This window comes from Desulfonatronum zhilinae (assembly GCF_900182865.1).
Lineage (GTDB): Bacteria > Desulfobacterota > Desulfovibrionia > Desulfovibrionales > Desulfonatronaceae > Desulfonatronum > Desulfonatronum lacustre.
In genome coordinates this window covers 163,899-179,812 of record NZ_FXUJ01000003.1, presented here as the reverse complement: position 1 = coordinate 179,812, position 15,914 = coordinate 163,899, and the positions used below count along the sequence as shown (strand labels likewise).

Sequence of the window (15,914 nt, the reverse complement as noted above, 5' to 3'; positions counted from 1 at the left end):
TTCACCGTGACGTCAGTCCGTGTTTGTTCAGCTTGTATTGTAATGTTCTGCGGCTTATCCCCAACGCCTCGGCCGTTTTGCCCCGATGGCCGCCCTGCGCTTCCAAGGCGGAAACCAGTACCTGGCGTTCAGCGGCGTCGAATGAAGGTTCATCGGCAACACCCTCGAAGCGGGTATGCTGGATGGATTTCTGGGTAGATACGGCGGAAAGCGGAGATGGTTTTTCGGTCTCCCGGACATGATCCGGCAACAAGTCCGGCGTCAGCATGTCCGAGCGGGCCAGAATCAAGGCCCGTTCCAGCACGTTTTCCAGTTCGCGGACGTTGCCGGGCCAGCGGTAGGCCGTGAGGATTTCCAGAAATCCCGGCCCCATGTCTCGAAAAGGTTTGCGATTTTTCAAGGACAATTTGTGCAAAAGATGGCGGGTCAACAGGGGGAGATCCTCAAGCCGTTCTCGAAGCGGGGGAAGTTTGATCTCCAGGACGTTCAACCGGAAGTATAAATCTTCGCGGAACGCCCCGGAGGACACCAGCTTGGGCAGATCCTGGTGGGTCGCGGCAATGATGCGTACGTCCACCTGTACGGTCTGGGTCCCCCCCAACGGCTCCACGGTGCGCTCCTGGAGCGCCCGCAACAATTTGGCTTGCAGGGATGGGGGCATGTCACCAACTTCATCCAGGAACAAGGTCCCCTTTTCGGCCAGTTGAAACCGACCGGGCTTGTTACTCACCGCTCCGGTAAAAGCGCCCTTGACGTAGCCGAACAGCTCGCTCTCCAGGAGTTCGCCGGGCAAGGCCGCGCAGTTGATTTCCACCAACGGGCCGGCATGCCGCAGGCTGGATGCGTGGATCGCCTTGACCACCAATTCCTTGCCGGTGCCGGATTCGCCCAGAACCAGGACCGTGGCCTCGGTGGGCCCGACCTGATGGATCAAATCAAGGACCCGTTGCATGGCCGGGCTCTGGCCCACCAGTCTGGGGCTCCCATCCTCCTCCCCCAGGGCCCGGCGCAAGTCCTGGTTTTCCCGGACCAGGCCCAGGTAATCGCGGGCCTTAAGCAGAACAGCCTTCAGTTCTTCATTGTCCGCCGGCTTGGTCAGGTAGTCGAACGCTCCCAACTTCATGGCTTCCACGGCCGAACCGACGCTGCCGAAGGCCGTGAGCATGATCACGGGCAATCGCGGATGCAGGGCCTTGATCTCCTGAAGAATCGCGATGCCGTCCCGGTCCGGCAGGCGGATGTCCAAAAGGACGGCATCCAGGTTCGCCTTCCCGCTGCACGCTTCCAGGCCTGCGCCACCGTCCGCGGCCTCCAGCACCGCCCAGCCAACGTCCTCCAAAACGGCGCGGATCATCAGCCGATGGCCGGGTTCATCGTCGATCACCAGGACAACGGGCTTGGCGGGGGGCATTGGGGAAGTATGGGAGGTAGGGGACGTGTGGGGCATGGGGGGATACCGGCAAAGGGCGTGATAAAAAAAATCCCGCCTTCGAACCAGGGCGAAGGCGGGACGGATGGATGGGGCACGGCGGAAGCCGTTTACGCTGTGCGCAACAGGCTACTTTTGCAGCCAGGCCATCATGCCCCGCAACCGATCGCCGACTTCCTCGATGGGATGCTCCTCCACCTGTCTGCGCAGCGCGTAGAAGGCGGGACGACCAGCCTGGTTTTCCAGTATCCACTCCTTGGCGAACCGGCCTTGCTGGATCTCCTCCAGAACCCGCTTCATTTCCTGCTTGACCCGTCCGTCCACCAAACGCGGTCCGCGGGTCAGGTCGCCGTATTCAGCGGTGTCGCTGATGGAGTAGTGCATCTTTTTGAACCCGCCCTCGTACAGCAGGTCCACGATCAGCTTCAGCTCGTGCATGCATTCAAAATAAGCCACTTCGGGCTGATACCCGGCCTCGATCAATGTTTCATAGCCGGCCCGGATCAGGGCGCTCACCCCACCGCACAGCACGGCCTGTTCGCCGAAAAGATCGGTCTCGGTTTCTTCCTGGAAGGTGGTCTGCAAGACCCCGGAACGGGTTGAACCGATACCCCGTGCATAGGCCAGGGCCATTGCCAGGGCTTGACCCGTGGCGTCCTGATGCACGGCCACCAGGGCCGGTACGCCGCCTCCGCGCTCATACTCCCGGCGCACCAGGTGTCCCGGCCCCTTGGGGGCGACCATGACCACGTCCACGTCTTTGGGAGGCAGGATCTGATTGAAATGGATATTGAACCCGTGAGCGAAAACCAGGGTCTTGCCAGCCGTAAGGTTCGGCAGAACTTCCTCCTGGTAAACCTTGGGCTGATACTGGTCCTGGACCAGGATCTGGATCACGTCGGCGGTCTTGGCCGCGTCCGCGGCGCTCATGGGCTCGAAACCGTGCTCCTTGGCCAAACGCCAGTTCTCTCCGCCGGGCCGCTGCCCGATGACCACGTTGCAGCCGGAATCCCGCAGATTCTGGGCATGGGCATGTCCCTGACTGCCATATCCGATGATGGCCACGGTTTTGCCGATCAACGGCTCCAATGGGGCGTCCTGTTCGTAATATACGCGCATTCCTTCTCCTTTTCTGTTCATAATGCGTACCTGTGTCCCGCGACAACAAGACGATCCCCAAAGCGACGGTCTTGAATTCGCGAATGATCTGAGCCGATTCTCAATGGTATCTTGCCGAAAAATATTTACAAAATCAGTCCATCTGCATGCTGCGGCGCATGGCCACGGTGCCGGTGCGGGCGAACTCCTTGATGCCGAATCGCTGCAACAGACTGACGATGGCCCTGATTTTGCCCTGGTCTCCAGTGATTTCAAGGGTCAGGTCGTTGCCGCTGACATCCACGACCTTGCAACGGAAAATGTCCGCGATGCGAAGCACTTCGGCCCGGCGCTCGTCCTCGGCGTTGACTTTGATCAGCACCATTTCCCGTTCCACGGACTGCAAATGGGTCAAATCCACGACCTTGACCACGGTCACCAGCTTGCGCAGCTGCTTGATGATCTGCTCGATGATCTGTTCTTCGCCGGAGGTGGTGATAGTCATCAGGGACAGACCATCCTCCAGCGTCGGAGCGACGTTCAGGGTTTCGATATTAAAGCCGCGTCCGCTGAACAGACCGACCACCCGGGACAGCACTCCGGGTTCATTTTCCACAAGTACGGACAGCACATGACGCATGGGAGGACCTCCTTTACACCAGCAGCATGTCGGTCAGCGCGGCGCCGGCCGGAACCATGGGATAAACGTTTTCCTCGGGTTCCACGACCACGTCCACGATGGCCGGTCCGGGGACCGCGAAGGCTTCCTTGAGCACTCGTTCCACGTCCGCGGCCCTTGTCACCCGGAACCCGGCCGCGCCGTAGGCCTCGGCCAGTTTCACGAAGTCCGGATTAAGATGCATGCAGGTGGCGCAGTAGTTCTTGGCGTAGAACAGTTCCTGCCATTGCCGGACCATCCCCAAGTAGCCGTTGTTTAAAATCACGATCTTCACCGGGATGTTGTAGCTCACCGCGGTGGCCATTTCCTGGATGTTCATCTGGATGGAACCGTCGCCGGCGATGTCGATCACCAGCTTGTCCGGAAAGGCCACCTGGGCTCCGATGGCCGCGGGAAAGCCGTAGCCCATGGTCCCCAATCCGCCGGAGGTGAGGAAGGTGCGAGGACGGTGAAATTTGGAAAATTGGGCAGCCCACATCTGGTTTTGCCCAACTTCCGTGGTGATGATCGCCTCGCCCTTGGTCAATTCGTAGATCTTTTCCACCACGAATTGCGGCTTGATCGGTTCTTCGCTGAACGTGTACCGCAGGGGGTGGTCGCGTTGCCATTCTCCGACCTGCTCCAGCCAGGGCTGGTGCGCCTCGCTCCAGTCCGGCAGATCAGGGCAGATTTCCAATTCCTCGCGAATCCCGCGCAGGGCTTGGCGGCAATCGGCCACGATGGGCACGTCCACATTGACGTTTTTCCGAATCGAGGTGGGGTCCACGTCGATATGCACCACCTGGGCCGATGGGGCGAAGGAGCTGATTTTCCCGGTCACCCGGTCGTCGAAGCGCGCCCCCACGGCCAGAAGCAGGTCCGTGTGCCCCACGGCCATGTTCGCGGCGTAGGTCCCATGCATGCCCAGCATGCCAAGCCAGAGCGGATCGTCGCCGGGGAACGCGCCCAAGCCCATCAACGTGGAGGTCACCGGGATACGCAGGGTCCGGCACAACCACGTCAGTTCCTCGCCGGCGTCCGAGGAAATCACCCCGCCGCCGGAATAGACCAGAGGCCGTCGGCTTCGCCGCAGCAGTTCCGTGGCCTTGCGCACCTGGCGACGGTTGGGGGCGAGGTTGGGATTATAGCTGCGCATGGAGATGGATTCCGGATATTCGAAAACGGTCTTGGCCTGGAGCACGTCCTTGGGCAGATCCACCAGCACCGGTCCGGGCCTTCCGGTGCGGGCCAGGTAAAAAGCCTGCTTGATGATCCAGGCCAGGTCCTTCACATCCTTGACCAGATAGTTGTGCTTCACGCACGGTCTTGAGATGCCGACAATGTCCACCTCCTGGAAGGCGTCGTTACCGATCAAGGGCGTGGGGACCTGGCCGGTGATGATCACGACGGGGATGGAGTCCATGTAGGCGGTGGCAATGCCGGTGACCGTGTTGGTCGCGCCCGGACCACTGGTGACCAGGCAGACCCCGACCCGGCCCGTGGCTCGGGCGTACCCGTCCGCGGCATGAATGGCCCCCTGTTCGTGGCGGACCAGAAAATGCCGCAACGCGGGGTATTCCGGCAGATGGTGGTAGATATCGATGACCGCGCCGCCTGGAAACCCGAAGATTGACCCCACACCCTCCTGGAGCAGACACTCCAGAAGGACTTGCGCCCCCGTCCGTTCCATGATTACGCCTCCGATTTTCGATGCTTGTCCAGGATGACCTGGATTTTCGTCTTACCGGCCAATTTCGTCTTCTTCAAAAGCTTCAGTTCGGCATCCTCCGACGGTGAAAGATAGGGCTTGCCCTCGAACCTGGCCAGCTGTTTTTCATATTCCTGGTGATCGTTCCACAGTTCGGCGAGCTCCGGGTTTTCCGGCACCAGTCGGGTAATGAGTTCCATTTCATGCTGTTCCATGGGCATTACTCCTTGGTTGTTCGTACATGTTGCTCCGTGCCCGCGGGAGCCAAGCGCTCCCAGTCGGGTTCCTGTTCCGCGACAATGCGCAACGTTTTTTTTCTGCCGGTGGTCCCGGCGACCAACGCCACCTGATTCCGACGCAGCCCCAACTGTCCGGCGATATACGCGGCCAAGGCCGTATTCGCCTTGTTGTCCACCGCCGGGGCGGCGATCCGCAACTTCAGCCGTCCGTCGACGATCCCGGACACCTGATCCCGTTTGGCTCCGGGCTGCACCCAGACGGGCAGCAACCACCCCTGCCCGTCGTCGCGAAGAATCCGGTCCACGGCCTTGGTCACGGCGGCTAGAATCCGGCAGCGAATTGATACAGGGACTGTACCAGGAAAATTTGCAGGAATTTGATCCCCAACAGCACCGCGATGGGTGAGAGATCCAGCCCGCCGACCATGACGAACGGTATCACGCTCCTGATCTTGTGAAAGACCGGCTCGGTGAGCGAGCGCAAGGCGCGGACGATTGGATTGTACGGATCGGGGTTGATCCAGGACATCAGGGCGGAAATGATCACGATCCAGAAATAGACGGTCAGGATCGAGTTCAAGACGAACGCCACCGCAAAGATAAAGTTGGCCGTGAGACCCATTCAACCTCCTTGAGGTGCTGGCTTGTTTTTTGTTGGCTCAGCCGCGCTTGAGCAGCCACCGGCTAAGCATGTCAAAGTTCGGAATCAGGACGTCGCCGCGCAACCGTTCGTTCTTGTAGGCCCAAAACCGGACACTGGCCGAGGCCGCGGTCTGTTCGTCCACAGCGGAGTCGCCGATAAAGGCGATTTCCGAGCGACGCAGCCCCCACTTGCCGAGAATCTTGTTCAGTCCCTCCGGATGCGGCTTGGGAAAGGTCACCGTTGCCGCCGTCTCCACGGGGTGGAAGAAGCCGGACAGGTGATAATGGTCCAAAATCGCCCCCATGGTGTCGGTCCGGTTGGTGCAGATGGCCAAACGCAACCCCTTGGACCGGGCCGTCTTCAGGAACCGCTCCAGACCCGGCTCCAGTTGGAGATAAGGCATCAGATCCAGGTAGCGAATTGTCTTTTTGACGGCTTCCAGTTCGTTCCAGCGGTCGGCGGGAATGATCCGGAGCAGGGATTCATGCACCGAATGGCTGTGCACGAACGCCGCCTCCTCGGAGTTCATGGCCGGAAGCCCCACCCCGCGACGCAGCGCGTTGTAGAACACCGTATTGGCCTGAAAGGAGTCCAGGATCACGCCGTCACAGTCCAGGACGATGCCCTTGAGCCGAGGGTCGGCGACTTGGCTTGGACCGGTCCTCATTTCAGGTTTGCTCCTGGGTTCATTCTTGGGCTTGCCCCTGAACGACCTTGGGTTCCGGAAACATCGGGGCCAAGACAGATCAAAAAGTGTTCCCGCTCCAGCCACGGTTTATCCGTCGGACAGCGCGTCGCACCGACCAGCTTCCAGCCGGGCGCGTGAACGGTCCTGGCCACCTCGGTCTGAACGCTGGCGAGCAATCTTTCGAGATCGCCCGACTCGTTCCCGGAACAATCGGCGAGGGAGCAATCCGGCTCGTCGGCCAGGGTTTCGATAATCTCCCGATGCGACGTCATCAGCAGTGTCCCTTGCGGAACAAAAAAGAGCATGGCCTCCAGCACCAGCCGCCAAGACGGGATCGGCTCCCGATCTCCGGGAACCAACGCGAAGCGCTCTCCGGAAAGATCCTCAATCTCGTCCGTGTCGTCCACGCCCAGCGCCTCGTCCAGTTCCCGCCATCCAGCTTGAACATGTTGGTCCAAGCTTCGAAGTTCCAATGCTTGTTCCTCCACCTGCCAAGCCAGCAGCAAAAGCTGCTGACACCGCACCGCCGGATCGTCTCGACGCCGCGCTCCTCCGGTCAGTTCGGACTGGATGGAAAGGGCCGAGCCGGCATAAAAATCATTGCCGGTCAGAGCATTGACGTTCAGCGCGGCTCGGCTTCCACCACGCTCCAGGGCGAACGCGGCGGACTCGCGCAGAAACGCCGCGGCCATGGCTTCGGAAAGCGGTGCGTCGGCCGGGAGCCATCTGCCCGGAGTGCCCACCGGGACACTCGTTGGGCTGGTGCCGGGGTCGAAAAAACGCGCTTCGGCCGGGAGCGTAACCGGCTCCATCTCCGGATGGAGCCACGGAACGACGAGCATCAACGGCTGGGTGTTCTCGTGGGGCTGGTCGGGTTGAGTCGACGGCGCGGCGACGCCGAGGGCGTGATCAAGAGACTCAAGAGGCTCGGGCGAACCCTCTTGGATGTGGGGCATGTTCAAACGGACTCCGGTTGTTCGGACGATCTGGCGGGGCGCGTCGCGTAACTCGGACACGAACCGGTGCACAGCGGCATTTGCCGCATACATAAATGTCCATGCAAAAAGATGCAATCCAAATCCGTCCTCGTCCCCGCCGGACGGTGCGCGTGACAAAGCAGGCCCGGTTGGAGTCGATGAGCGACAACCTCCGCGAGCAGCCCGTCTGCGTCGGCCATGGACAAGGCCAACTGGTCGGCCTGCTCCACGACCCGATCATGGGCGTCTTCCCAGATGGAAACCACCCGGCATTGCATCCGGTCGGACCCCAGAGGGTGCCATGCCCAGGCCTTGAGGCAGCGATCCCGGACGGAGAAGCGGCACGACCGAGCTGGAAAGTGAAGAATCTTGGGAGATGCGGGCAACATGACGGATCAGATGCAAGCCAAGCTCAAGCCAAACACATGCCGGGCGCGAGCTGGCATTCTTGCAAGAAATGAAAGAATACAAATTACCACAACGCGCTCGGATGGCCAAGCATGTTTTCCCGGTCGGAATCATTGACCTCTCGGCCAAGGCGGAGTAGGGATCATCCATGTTTCTCAAGGAGGAAATCGCATGTTTGGAATAGGCATGACAGAACTCATTGTGGTGCTGGTGATCATCCTGATCATCTTCGGAGCCAACAAGCTCCCGGAAATCGGCTCCGGCATGGGCCGGGCCATCAAGAATTTCAAGAAGGCGACCACCGAACCCGAGGAAATCGAGGTTTCGGTGAAGCAAAAGGAGACGACGGAATCCAAGGAAACCGCGAAAGAATCCTAAGAGTTTCTCCCAAGAGTTACCATTGACTCCGACCAATCACTCTGAAATCAAAACTCCCGGGCAATCCTCCTCGGAAATCGGGGGATTGCCCGTTTTTTTTTCGCGCATCCTCAATACCTGATTCACCACTTCAACACCACGCAAAACCGCAACATTGCCCAAAATCGCACCCATGAAGACACGCCCCACGACAAAAGAGCAAACCCTGGCAGCGACACCTCGCGAGACGCCCGGCGCCCTGAGCGAGGACACGCGAAGCAAGGCCCTGGCCGTGGCCGGGTGGTTGGAAGAAAAAAAGGCCCAAGACGTCTCCGTTCTGGACGTCACCCCTTTTTCCGCCGTGGCCGACGTGATGGTCATCTGCTCGGCGCAAGGCGCCCGGCACGCCCAAGCCCTGGCGGACTGGCTTCTGGAACGCTATGCCGAGCAGGGCATCGGCTATCTGGGCATGGAAGGCTATACCGAAGGACGATGGATTCTCGTGGACGGCAACGACGTTCTGGTGCACATCTTCCAGGAAGAAGCCCGGGAATTCTACAACCTGGACGGCCTCTGGTCCCGGGCCCGTCACCTGCTCGACGCTCCGACCCCCGAACCGCCCGCGGACAAGCCATGAACGCCAGACAAAAAGCCCTGTTGCCGGTCAAGCCGGCGCGCATGGAAATCATTTATCTCTATCCGTGTCCGTTTTGCGGACGCGAACTGCCCCTGTCCTCCCCGACCCAGGCGTCCCTGGCGCAATGCGACGTCTGCAAGAACCAATTTCCCATCGTTCCCGTGGACGAACGGATGACCCGCTTTCTGAAACTGGTCAACGCGGACGGCAAGGCCGCTATTGACCAGGACTATCTCTAATCATCGCGCCATTCGCCGAACCGCTTCCCAACGCCCCACCGGATCGCCATGATTCACGACCATGTTCTCTCGCTCATCGGCAAGACCCCCCTGGTGGCCTTGCGCAAGCTGAACCCCTTTCCCGGGGTCCGGATCGCGGCCAAGATCGAAGAGTTCAATCCCGGCGGCTCCATCAAGGACCGGGTGGCCCTGGCCATGATCGAACAGGCTGAAGCATCCGGTATCCTGACCCCGGACAAGGTGATCATCGAAGCCACCTCCGGCAATACCGGCATCGGCCTGGCCATGGTCTGCGCGGTCAAGGGGTACAAACTGATGCTGCTCATGCCCGAGTCAGCCTCGGAGGAACGCAGACGGATCATGCTGGCCTACGGGGCGACCATCCACCTCACGCCCGGGCACCTGAGCACGGACGGGGCCATCGAGGAAGCCTACCGGCTGCACCGCGAGGAGCCGGAACGTTACGTGCTCATGGACCAGTTCAACAATCCGGCCAGCATCGCGGCCCACTACCGGACCACGGCCCAGGAAATCTGGGACCAGACCGAAGGCCGGGCGACCCACGTGGTGGCCACCCTGGGCACGTCTGGGACCGTGATGGGGTTGACGAAGCGGCTGAAGGAACTCAACCCGGATATCACGGTCGTGGCCGTGGAACCCTATGCCGGACACAAGATCCAGGGCCTGAAAAACATGCAGGAGTCCTATCCACCGGGTATCTACGACAAGCACGCTCCGGACCGGATTCTGAACGTGGAGGATGAGACCGCCTTTGACCTCTGCCGCAAACTGGCCAATCAGGAAGGAATTTTCGCGGGCATGAGTTCCGGGGCCGCGCTCAGCGGAGCGCTCCAACTGGCTCGCGAACTGGACCAGCAGGCAGCGAAGCATCCGGCGGCCCCGCCCCCCCTGGTGGTGGTCATCTTTCCGGACGGCGGCATCCGCTACCTGAGCACCCCGCTTTTCGCCCCGCCCCAGGAGCAGGGTGTTCAGGTCCGGGATTTGCGCCGACGCAAGTTGACGGCGTTACGGCCCGGCAAGTCGGCCATGCGCCTGTTCACCCCCGGCCCCAGCCTGGACGACATCACCGGATTCGGAGCATGGCGTCGCATCGTTTTGCTGGACGTGGCGGCCAGGTATCTCAATCAGAAGGACGCCAAAGCCAGTGACCGAGCCGAAGTGCTGGTGGGCGTGGCCGACCTGGACGACCGGGCCGTGGCCGCTGCCCGTGCCGGAGGAATGAGCCTGGAGGTGTCCGGAAAGCAAGCCCTTTCCACGATTCGGGAGCTTGCCGCACGGCTGGGCGTGTCCTCCCGGGTCCGTTTCGTCTCCGCGGGCCAGTGCGCCCCGGAACTGCTCCAGGCCTGCCGCAAGCTGCTCAGCAAGGGTCTCGGGTACGAGAAGCTGCGCTCGGTCTACTTCGACGTGCGCCGGGACAAGCACTACGGGGATCTGCTCGGGGTGGATCCGGAAAAACTGCGCTCCGGCTCCACCGTGGACCTGGACGGCTACGTCAAGGACAATCCTCGGGACTTCACCCTGCTCAAGCGCACCTCCCTGGCGGATCTCAAGGACGGCTTCTTCCTCCAGACCGAGTGGGGCAACGTCCGTCCCAGTTGGTACCTGCAAATGGCCGGTGTGGTTCTGCACGGTCAGTCGTCGGAACTGACCCTGGTCCTCGGGGACGACGACCACCGCTTCCCGCACCTGGAAAACCTTTGCTCCATCTGGCGCGGTGTGGGCAACACCCAGCCCCAGGCCTGGATCACGGCCCAGTCCGCGATCTGCGTCGAGCCGGAGACCTCTTGTTCCCTGTCGTCCCTTCCGGTCATGGACATCCCCCCCCTCGCCCTGCGCTTCTGGCTGCTCTCCGGCTCCTACCATGCCGCGTTGCAATGTTCCGCTGAAAGCCTGGAAATGTGGCTCAAAAACTGGAGACGCATTCAGCAGACCCTGGCAAGGCTGCACACCCTCGCCCCGGATACCGAACCGAAGAAGCCCGCGACGAATATCGGCCAGAATATCGGCCAAAATATCGGTCAATCCCTGTTCAACGTCAAACAGGCTCTCACGGACTGCCTGGAAAACGACCTCAACCTGCCCGCCTTTTGGCCTGCCCTGTTCCAATGCTCCAGGGAAATCAACGCCGCGATCAATCAGAACCGCCTCTCCACCCAGGAAGCCGCGGCCTGCGTCGATCTCTTCCGGTACCTGGACGCCGTTCTGGGCTTGGTGGATTGGACCGAAGTTCCCCTTCGCCCATCCGACCTGCCGGACCACGTCCGCGACCTCTGCGCCCGACGCGAAACCGCCCGAAACGACAAGGACTTCGCCACGGCCGACGCCCTGCGCCAGGAAATCGAAGCCGCCAACTACCGCATCCAGGACACCTCGGATCGGACGCTGATCTTCTCCGCCTCCTGACAGCTTTCTGGTCGTTATTTGACGGCCACCCTTTCAAAGCCTCAACCCGCCCGGACTACCGCCAGGCCCGTTCAAGGCTGATATCGAAGTACTTGCCCACCCCATACTCCCGGCGACGGAAGAATTTGGCCGGGTCGGGGCCGATGATCTGGAGTTCGGGGTGCCGTTTCTGCATGTCCAGGGCGATTTTCATTTCCTTGGTGCAGCCCGTGGAATACGTGGCGTCCTTGCCGTTCCAGACCGCGGGCATCTTTTGGCCCAGCAATTCAAAGGCGCGTTCGATGTCCTCCACGGTTTGGAACCGCCAGACGTCGATGAATCCGCTGCGCTGAACCTTCTCCCACATGTACATCAGATCGTCCCCGTCCATCCCCGGTTCGAAATGTTCGGCGGGATTGATGATCAGGGACTGTTCCAGTCTGGAGCGCAGGTGTGCGACAAAGGCGTTGAGCACGGCGATGGCCGTCTTGGTCTGTCCGGGAATGGACCCGATAATGGCGCTGTAAAAAATCACGGTCTTGCCCGCGGCCCTGGCCTGGCGCATGGCATCGATCAGCTTCTCGGCCTTGACCAGCAGTTCCCGCTCCGTGACGTGCCGGATGCGCTCGGAGCGCGGTTTGCATGAAAAAAAAACTTTTCCGTCCTCGTCGCGGTAAAAGGCGACGATGTCCCGGGTAAACCCCTGGCTCACGGCGATCAGCCGACGATAATGGTCATGTCCGTTGGCCAGGACCAAATTCGCCTCCTTCCAGGCCCTGGCGAAGGTCAGGCTGGTCCGGTACATATTCAGACGCTCCCGGGTGCCGTCCGAAATCATCAGGAGTTGATTTTCCCGGATCCGTTTGAGTAGTTCATTTTTGGAAACCTGATTATCCGTGAGAAAAAAGGCGTCGTCCAGGGATTCGGCCAGCACGGGGTCGTAGTCCGCGTCCCAGACCGTGGGAGCCATGAAGTCGAACCCTTCCTTCAAGGCCAGGATGACCCGGTGGCCCTGACGCATCAGGGAGCGGACGATCAGAATGTCGAACAGTACGGCCCCGCTTTCGCCGGGCAGGTACAGAATCTTCAGGGAATCATGGCGCTTCTGGAACAGATAGCCCCGCAATTCTTCAAACTCCGGCCAGGGAGCGTCCATTTCGTCCAGCAAGGTCTTGGCGTCGGGCTGAATCTCCTTGGACTCCCAAACCGGGAGAACGTCGGTCCACTCGGCCACGGTCTTATGCAGGCGGAACTCCTTGGCCTCCCAAATGCCGTGCAACGTGGCCAGGCGCACCAGTCGCTTCAGTTCCAGAAGGTCCAGATCCTCCCGCAACTGATCCATGTTGGTGCAGGCGATGATGTCCTGCGGGCAGGCGCTGACGATCCGGTGGTACAACGCGGTCTGCGTGAAGGCGTAGGCCCGGGCGTTGGCCCGGCGTTTGCGGTCCCGGAGCGGATCGTCCAGCCCGCTGTAGCTCATGAAGATCGTCAGCATCCATTTGATCAACCGCGACGGAATGATGATGGACGAGTGCAGGGCGGAACGGAACTTGAACTGGCACAGGGCGATGATCTTGTCCCGCAGATACGGGTCGGTGATCTGCTCGCGGACCAGACGGAACAGACTTTTCCAATGGCGGGCGTACTCGGCGCGCAGGGCCGGGGCCAACTCCTGCTTGAGCAGGTAGTCCAGCATCCAGTCCGTGCAGGCCGGAAAAAACTGGTCGTCGTCCAGATCCACCATGAACCGAATCTGTTCCGGTGAAGCGTTCTCCTCCGGATTGGTGGCGTGGTCCAGGTTGTTTTCGGTGAGAAAATGCAGAATCCAGGCGTCCAGCCGGGGATCATGCCCCAGCCGGAACTCCGGAGAAGGACCGGCGCGAAGATGGGCGGACATGTCAGCTCTCCCGGAGAAAACCTTTGGCCTTGAGTTTTTGTAAATAGGACGACCCCGGATACCTGACCAGGTGCATTTTCCGGGACGACCTGGCGACCAGCACGGTGTCCCCCTTGCGCAACGGCCACCCGGATTGTCCGTCAAGGGTCAGGAACACCTCGGTTGCCTCTTCGTCCACCCGGACCCGGATTTCCTGGTCTGCCGGAAAGACGAACGGTTTGACTTCCGTCAGAAACGAACAGATCGGAGTGGCGCAGATCACCTCCAGTTCCGGATAGATCAACGGCCCCCCGGCGGAGTAGGAATAGGCCGAAGCCCCGGTGGGCGTGGAGAGCACCAGGCCGTCGGCCCGCAAGGCGGAGATCCGCTCGTCCGCGAAAAATAGTTCCAGGTTGACCAGCCGGGCCAAATTACCGCGACCGACCACGATATCGTTCACCGCGACGGTTGAAAGCAGGGTGGCCCCGTCGCGGACCAGACGGACGTCCAGGAGCAGGCGTGAGGACACCGCGGCTCCGTCGGCCAGAATGCCCTCCAGGACCTCCTCCCAGGCCTCCTTGGAACACTCCGTCAGGAACCCCACCCGCGCGAAATTGATTCCCAGAACCGCCATATCGTTGGAGCAAAGCTTCCGGGCCACGCTGATCATGGTCCCGTCCCCGCCCAGAACGAGGACCAGGGTAGGAGTCTGGCTTTGGCCCGGCAGACACGGGGAGAGATCGTCTTCGTTTTCCGTAACCCGGGCAACGACCCCGCGGCGGGTCAACCAGTCGGCGATTTCGTCGGCCAGACCGAGGGCTTCGCCATGACCGCGCTTGGCCACCAGAAGGATGGATTTGGGATGAATTCGGTTCATGCCGAAATCCCATGACGCCGAACTATTGAAAAAAACGGAGCAGTTCGGCGGGAGAAAAACTGAATCATGAGGGAAGGGTCCTTGATGCGCCTCTGCGTGCTTGCGCGAAGGCGTCGGCTATGGTGGATCGGTGATCCGTGTCGACGTACTTGCCAGGCAAGGCATTACCCTTTACCCATTCATGGATCAAGGATTGCCGAACCGGCATCACCAAAGAGAGGCGACCGGCAAAGGAGACGAAATCAATGACCGACATGGGGAATACCGAACTCGAAGAGACCATCCGGGTGCTCGGCGCGAAGCTGCTCGACCGAACGGCACTGCTGGCCGCGGCCGAATCCTGCACCGGCGGCCTGATCGCCCACGAGGCGACCAACGTTCCCGGCAGCTCTCGCTGGTTCGCCGGGGGCGTGGTGGCCTATTCCAATCACGTCAAACAGCGGGTGCTTGGTGTGCCGGAGGCCGTGCTGGCGAATCATGGAGCGGTCAGCCGGGAGACGGTCCTGGCCATGGCTCAGGGTGCACGGCGGCTCCTCGGCGTCCAGGCCGCCCTGGCCGTCTCCGGCATCGCCGGTCCGGACGGCGGAACCCCGGAAAAGTCCGTGGGCACGGTCTGGATGGCCTGGGCCCTGGACGACGCGACGCACAGTGCACTGTGGCGCTTTTCCGGAACGCGCCTGGAGATCAAGCACCAGAGCGCCCGCGCGGCTCTGGAAGGTATGTTGGACATGGTTCGGCAAACGGGCTGAAGAGGCGGGGAAGGAAAGGGCTACTCCAAACCGTTCTCCAGAATCTCCTCCTGAAACGCGGCCACCAGGGCCGGATCGAGATGGGTTCCGGCGATGTTTTTCAGAGTCTCGAGTCCTTCATGCATGGTCTTGCCGGGTTGGTAGGGACGATCCGTGGTAATGGCGTCAAAGGTGTCGGCCACGGCCACGATCCGGGCAAAATAAGAAATGTCCTCCCCGGCCAGACCTTGCGGATACCCTGAGCCGTCCATACGCTCGTGATGGTGACGCACCACGTCCACGGCGGGTCCGAGAAAGTCGATCCAGTGCAGGATGGAACTTCCGATTTCGGGGTGGGACTTGATCGCTTGCAGCAATTCCGGCGAATCGCGACAATCCTCGCCGCTGAACAGCCTGTCGGAAAACCCGAGCTTGCCGATATCATGCAGCATGGCCCCGAGATACACAAACTGGGCGTCCTCCTTGGACAAGCCGACCCTTCGGGCCAGACGCAAGGCATACCCGGCGGTACGCTGCTCGTGCCCCTGGGTGTAGGGATCGCGAGCCCCTATCGCGGACGACATGGCCAGCACGAAGGTGGTCACCGCTTTTTTGAACACTTCGTGACGCTCGCGGAGTTCTTCCAGGTCCATCAAAATTCGCTGCTCCCTGGCCTCCACCTTGACCATCATCATCCCCATGGCCTCGGCGATCCTGCGAACCATTTCCGGATGCTCCTCGGTGCTGTACCGGAAGAGATCGCTTCCATATTCACCACCGGCAATCCGCTCCATGATCCGCACAAAATCATCCGTGACATCCCGCATCAGCTTCCTCCAATGCTTTTCCTCATCTCCCGGCGTGGACGGATTTCGACCAGCATTCCCCCGACCACATCCGATCTTCTTGCCTCAACCCTGCGGAAAAGTCCAAAAATCAGCCGTCAAGC

General features: G+C 60.9%; 19 protein-coding genes. 5 read left to right on the top strand and 14 right to left on the bottom strand.

The window, feature by feature from the left end; genetic code table 11:
- Position 1: 1 nt before the first annotated feature.
- The 10 genes from AC559A_RS04485 to AC559A_RS04440 form a co-directional block, all read right to left on the bottom strand.
- Positions 2-1,411 (bottom strand): sigma-54-dependent transcriptional regulator, encoded by a 1,410-nt coding sequence (locus tag AC559A_RS04485; RefSeq protein ID WP_498816480.1) that lies wholly within the window; start codon positions 1,409-1,411, stop codon positions 2-4.
- Positions 1,412-1,558: 147 nt separating this feature from the next.
- Positions 1,559-2,548 carry a ketol-acid reductoisomerase gene (ilvC, locus tag AC559A_RS04480; RefSeq protein ID WP_498816479.1) on the bottom strand — a complete coding sequence of 330 codons (990 nt, stop codon included), beginning with the start codon at positions 2,546-2,548 and terminating at the stop codon, positions 1,559-1,561.
- Between the two features lie 133 nt (positions 2,549-2,681).
- Positions 2,682-3,167: an acetolactate synthase small subunit gene (ilvN, locus tag AC559A_RS04475; RefSeq protein ID WP_498816478.1), complete on the bottom strand. Its 486-nt coding sequence runs from the start codon at positions 3,165-3,167 to the stop codon at positions 2,682-2,684.
- 13 nt (positions 3,168-3,180) lie between these two features.
- Positions 3,181-4,875 (bottom strand): biosynthetic-type acetolactate synthase large subunit, encoded by a 1,695-nt coding sequence (ilvB, locus tag AC559A_RS04470; RefSeq protein WP_498816476.1) that lies wholly within the window; start codon positions 4,873-4,875, stop codon positions 3,181-3,183.
- A gap of 2 nt (positions 4,876-4,877) precedes the next feature.
- Complete coding sequence (locus tag AC559A_RS04465; protein WP_028572763.1) at positions 4,878-5,108, bottom strand: DUF465 domain-containing protein; 231 nt, start codon at positions 5,106-5,108, stop codon at positions 4,878-4,880.
- Positions 5,109-5,113: 5 nt separating this feature from the next.
- Positions 5,114-5,449, bottom strand: coding sequence for a DUF167 domain-containing protein (locus tag AC559A_RS04460; protein ID WP_498816475.1), 336 nt, complete (start codon positions 5,447-5,449; stop codon positions 5,114-5,116).
- A 5-nt stretch (positions 5,450-5,454) separates the two neighbouring features.
- The gene (locus AC559A_RS04455; protein ID WP_028572761.1) at positions 5,455-5,754 is read right to left on the bottom strand and encodes a YggT family protein; all 300 of its coding nucleotides are present in this window, start codon (positions 5,752-5,754) and stop codon (positions 5,455-5,457) included.
- A 37-nt stretch (positions 5,755-5,791) separates the two neighbouring features.
- Entirely contained in the window at positions 5,792-6,442 is a 651-nt protein-coding gene (locus AC559A_RS04450; protein ID WP_028572760.1) for an HAD family hydrolase, read from the bottom strand.
- On the bottom strand, positions 6,439-7,419 hold the full coding sequence (locus AC559A_RS04445; RefSeq protein ID WP_498816473.1) for a hypothetical protein: 981 nt from the start codon (positions 7,417-7,419) through the stop codon (positions 6,439-6,441). The genes AC559A_RS04450 and AC559A_RS04445 overlap by 4 nt, the downstream gene beginning before the upstream one ends.
- A 2-nt stretch (positions 7,420-7,421) precedes the next feature.
- Entirely contained in the window at positions 7,422-7,829 is a 408-nt protein-coding gene (locus AC559A_RS04440) for a hypothetical protein (protein WP_156932956.1), read from the bottom strand.
- Positions 7,830-8,019: 190 nt separating this feature from the next.
- Here AC559A_RS04440 and AC559A_RS04435 point away from each other — a divergent pair, with 190 nt between their 5' ends.
- Entirely contained in the window at positions 8,020-8,226 is a 207-nt protein-coding gene (locus AC559A_RS04435) for a twin-arginine translocase TatA/TatE family subunit (protein ID WP_498816471.1), read from the top strand.
- A 36-nt stretch (positions 8,227-8,262) separates the two neighbouring features.
- On the opposite strand, the gene AC559A_RS04430 is transcribed toward AC559A_RS04435, so the two are convergent.
- Positions 8,263-8,400, bottom strand: a complete 138-nt coding sequence (locus AC559A_RS04430; protein WP_498816470.1) for a hypothetical protein — start codon at positions 8,398-8,400, stop codon at positions 8,263-8,265.
- Here AC559A_RS04430 and rsfS point away from each other — a divergent pair.
- From rsfS to AC559A_RS04415, 3 genes are read left to right on the top strand one after another with little or no spacing between them, the layout of a single operon-like run.
- Entirely contained in the window at positions 8,399-8,842 is a 444-nt protein-coding gene (rsfS, locus tag AC559A_RS04425) for a ribosome silencing factor (RefSeq protein ID WP_498816469.1), read from the top strand. The two genes, AC559A_RS04430 and rsfS, sit on opposite strands and share 2 nt — an antisense overlap.
- Positions 8,839-9,081 carry a hypothetical protein gene (locus AC559A_RS04420; RefSeq protein WP_028572754.1) on the top strand — a complete coding sequence of 81 codons (243 nt, stop codon included), beginning with the start codon at positions 8,839-8,841 and terminating at the stop codon, positions 9,079-9,081. Before rsfS ends, AC559A_RS04420 begins: the two co-directional genes overlap by 4 nt.
- Before the next feature lie 48 nt (positions 9,082-9,129).
- Positions 9,130-11,505: a cysteine synthase gene (locus AC559A_RS04415; RefSeq protein ID WP_498816468.1), complete on the top strand. Its 2,376-nt coding sequence runs from the start codon at positions 9,130-9,132 to the stop codon at positions 11,503-11,505.
- A gap of 55 nt (positions 11,506-11,560) precedes the next feature.
- Here the strand turns inward: AC559A_RS04415 and AC559A_RS04410 are convergent, their stop codons facing one another.
- A complete protein-coding gene (locus AC559A_RS04410; protein ID WP_498816467.1) occupies positions 11,561-13,381 on the bottom strand; it encodes a hypothetical protein in 1,821 nt (606 codons plus the stop codon).
- Between the two features lies 1 nt (position 13,382).
- Positions 13,383-14,237 (bottom strand): NAD(+)/NADH kinase, encoded by an 855-nt coding sequence (locus AC559A_RS04405; protein ID WP_051434660.1) that lies wholly within the window; start codon positions 14,235-14,237, stop codon positions 13,383-13,385.
- A 245-nt stretch (positions 14,238-14,482) separates the two neighbouring features.
- On the opposite strand from AC559A_RS04405, the gene AC559A_RS04400 reads away from it, so the two are divergent.
- Entirely contained in the window at positions 14,483-14,986 is a 504-nt protein-coding gene (locus AC559A_RS04400) for a CinA family protein (protein ID WP_245590059.1), read from the top strand.
- Positions 14,987-15,006: 20 nt separating this feature from the next.
- Here the strand turns inward: AC559A_RS04400 and AC559A_RS04395 are convergent, their stop codons facing one another.
- Entirely contained in the window at positions 15,007-15,792 is a 786-nt protein-coding gene (locus AC559A_RS04395) for an HD-GYP domain-containing protein (RefSeq protein ID WP_498816466.1), read from the bottom strand.
- Positions 15,793-15,914: the final 122 nt, after the last annotated feature.

Coding starts and splice junctions, on each gene's coding strand:
- AC559A_RS04440 (WP_156932956.1), bottom strand. CDS start 7,829: ATGTTGCCCGCATCTCCCAAGATTCTTCACTTTCCAGCTCGGTCGTGC.
- AC559A_RS04410 (WP_498816467.1), bottom strand. CDS start 13,381: ATGTCCGCCCATCTTCGCGCCGGTCCTTCTCCGGAGTTCCGGCTGGGG.
- rsfS (WP_498816469.1), top strand. CDS start 8,399: ATGAAGACACGCCCCACGACAAAAGAGCAAACCCTGGCAGCGACACCT.
- AC559A_RS04415 (WP_498816468.1), top strand. CDS start 9,130: ATGATTCACGACCATGTTCTCTCGCTCATCGGCAAGACCCCCCTGGTG.
- AC559A_RS04405 (WP_051434660.1), bottom strand. CDS start 14,237: ATGAACCGAATTCATCCCAAATCCATCCTTCTGGTGGCCAAGCGCGGT.
- AC559A_RS04485 (WP_498816480.1), bottom strand. CDS start 1,411: ATGCCCCCCGCCAAGCCCGTTGTCCTGGTGATCGACGATGAACCCGGC.
- ilvB (WP_498816476.1), bottom strand. CDS start 4,875: ATGGAACGGACGGGGGCGCAAGTCCTTCTGGAGTGTCTGCTCCAGGAG.
- AC559A_RS04435 (WP_498816471.1), top strand. CDS start 8,020: ATGTTTGGAATAGGCATGACAGAACTCATTGTGGTGCTGGTGATCATC.
- AC559A_RS04430 (WP_498816470.1), bottom strand. CDS start 8,400: ATGGGTGCGATTTTGGGCAATGTTGCGGTTTTGCGTGGTGTTGAAGTG.
- ilvC (WP_498816479.1), bottom strand. CDS start 2,548: ATGCGCGTATATTACGAACAGGACGCCCCATTGGAGCCGTTGATCGGC.
- AC559A_RS04455 (WP_028572761.1), bottom strand. CDS start 5,754: ATGGGTCTCACGGCCAACTTTATCTTTGCGGTGGCGTTCGTCTTGAAC.
- AC559A_RS04420 (WP_028572754.1), top strand. CDS start 8,839: ATGAACGCCAGACAAAAAGCCCTGTTGCCGGTCAAGCCGGCGCGCATG.
- AC559A_RS04400 (WP_245590059.1), top strand. CDS start 14,483: ATGACCGACATGGGGAATACCGAACTCGAAGAGACCATCCGGGTGCTC.
- AC559A_RS04450 (WP_028572760.1), bottom strand. CDS start 6,442: ATGAGGACCGGTCCAAGCCAAGTCGCCGACCCTCGGCTCAAGGGCATC.
- AC559A_RS04445 (WP_498816473.1), bottom strand. CDS start 7,419: ATGCCCCACATCCAAGAGGGTTCGCCCGAGCCTCTTGAGTCTCTTGAT.
- AC559A_RS04395 (WP_498816466.1), bottom strand. CDS start 15,792: ATGCGGGATGTCACGGATGATTTTGTGCGGATCATGGAGCGGATTGCC.
- AC559A_RS04465 (WP_028572763.1), bottom strand. CDS start 5,108: ATGGAACAGCATGAAATGGAACTCATTACCCGACTGGTGCCGGAAAAC.
- ilvN (WP_498816478.1), bottom strand. CDS start 3,167: ATGCGTCATGTGCTGTCCGTACTTGTGGAAAATGAACCCGGAGTGCTG.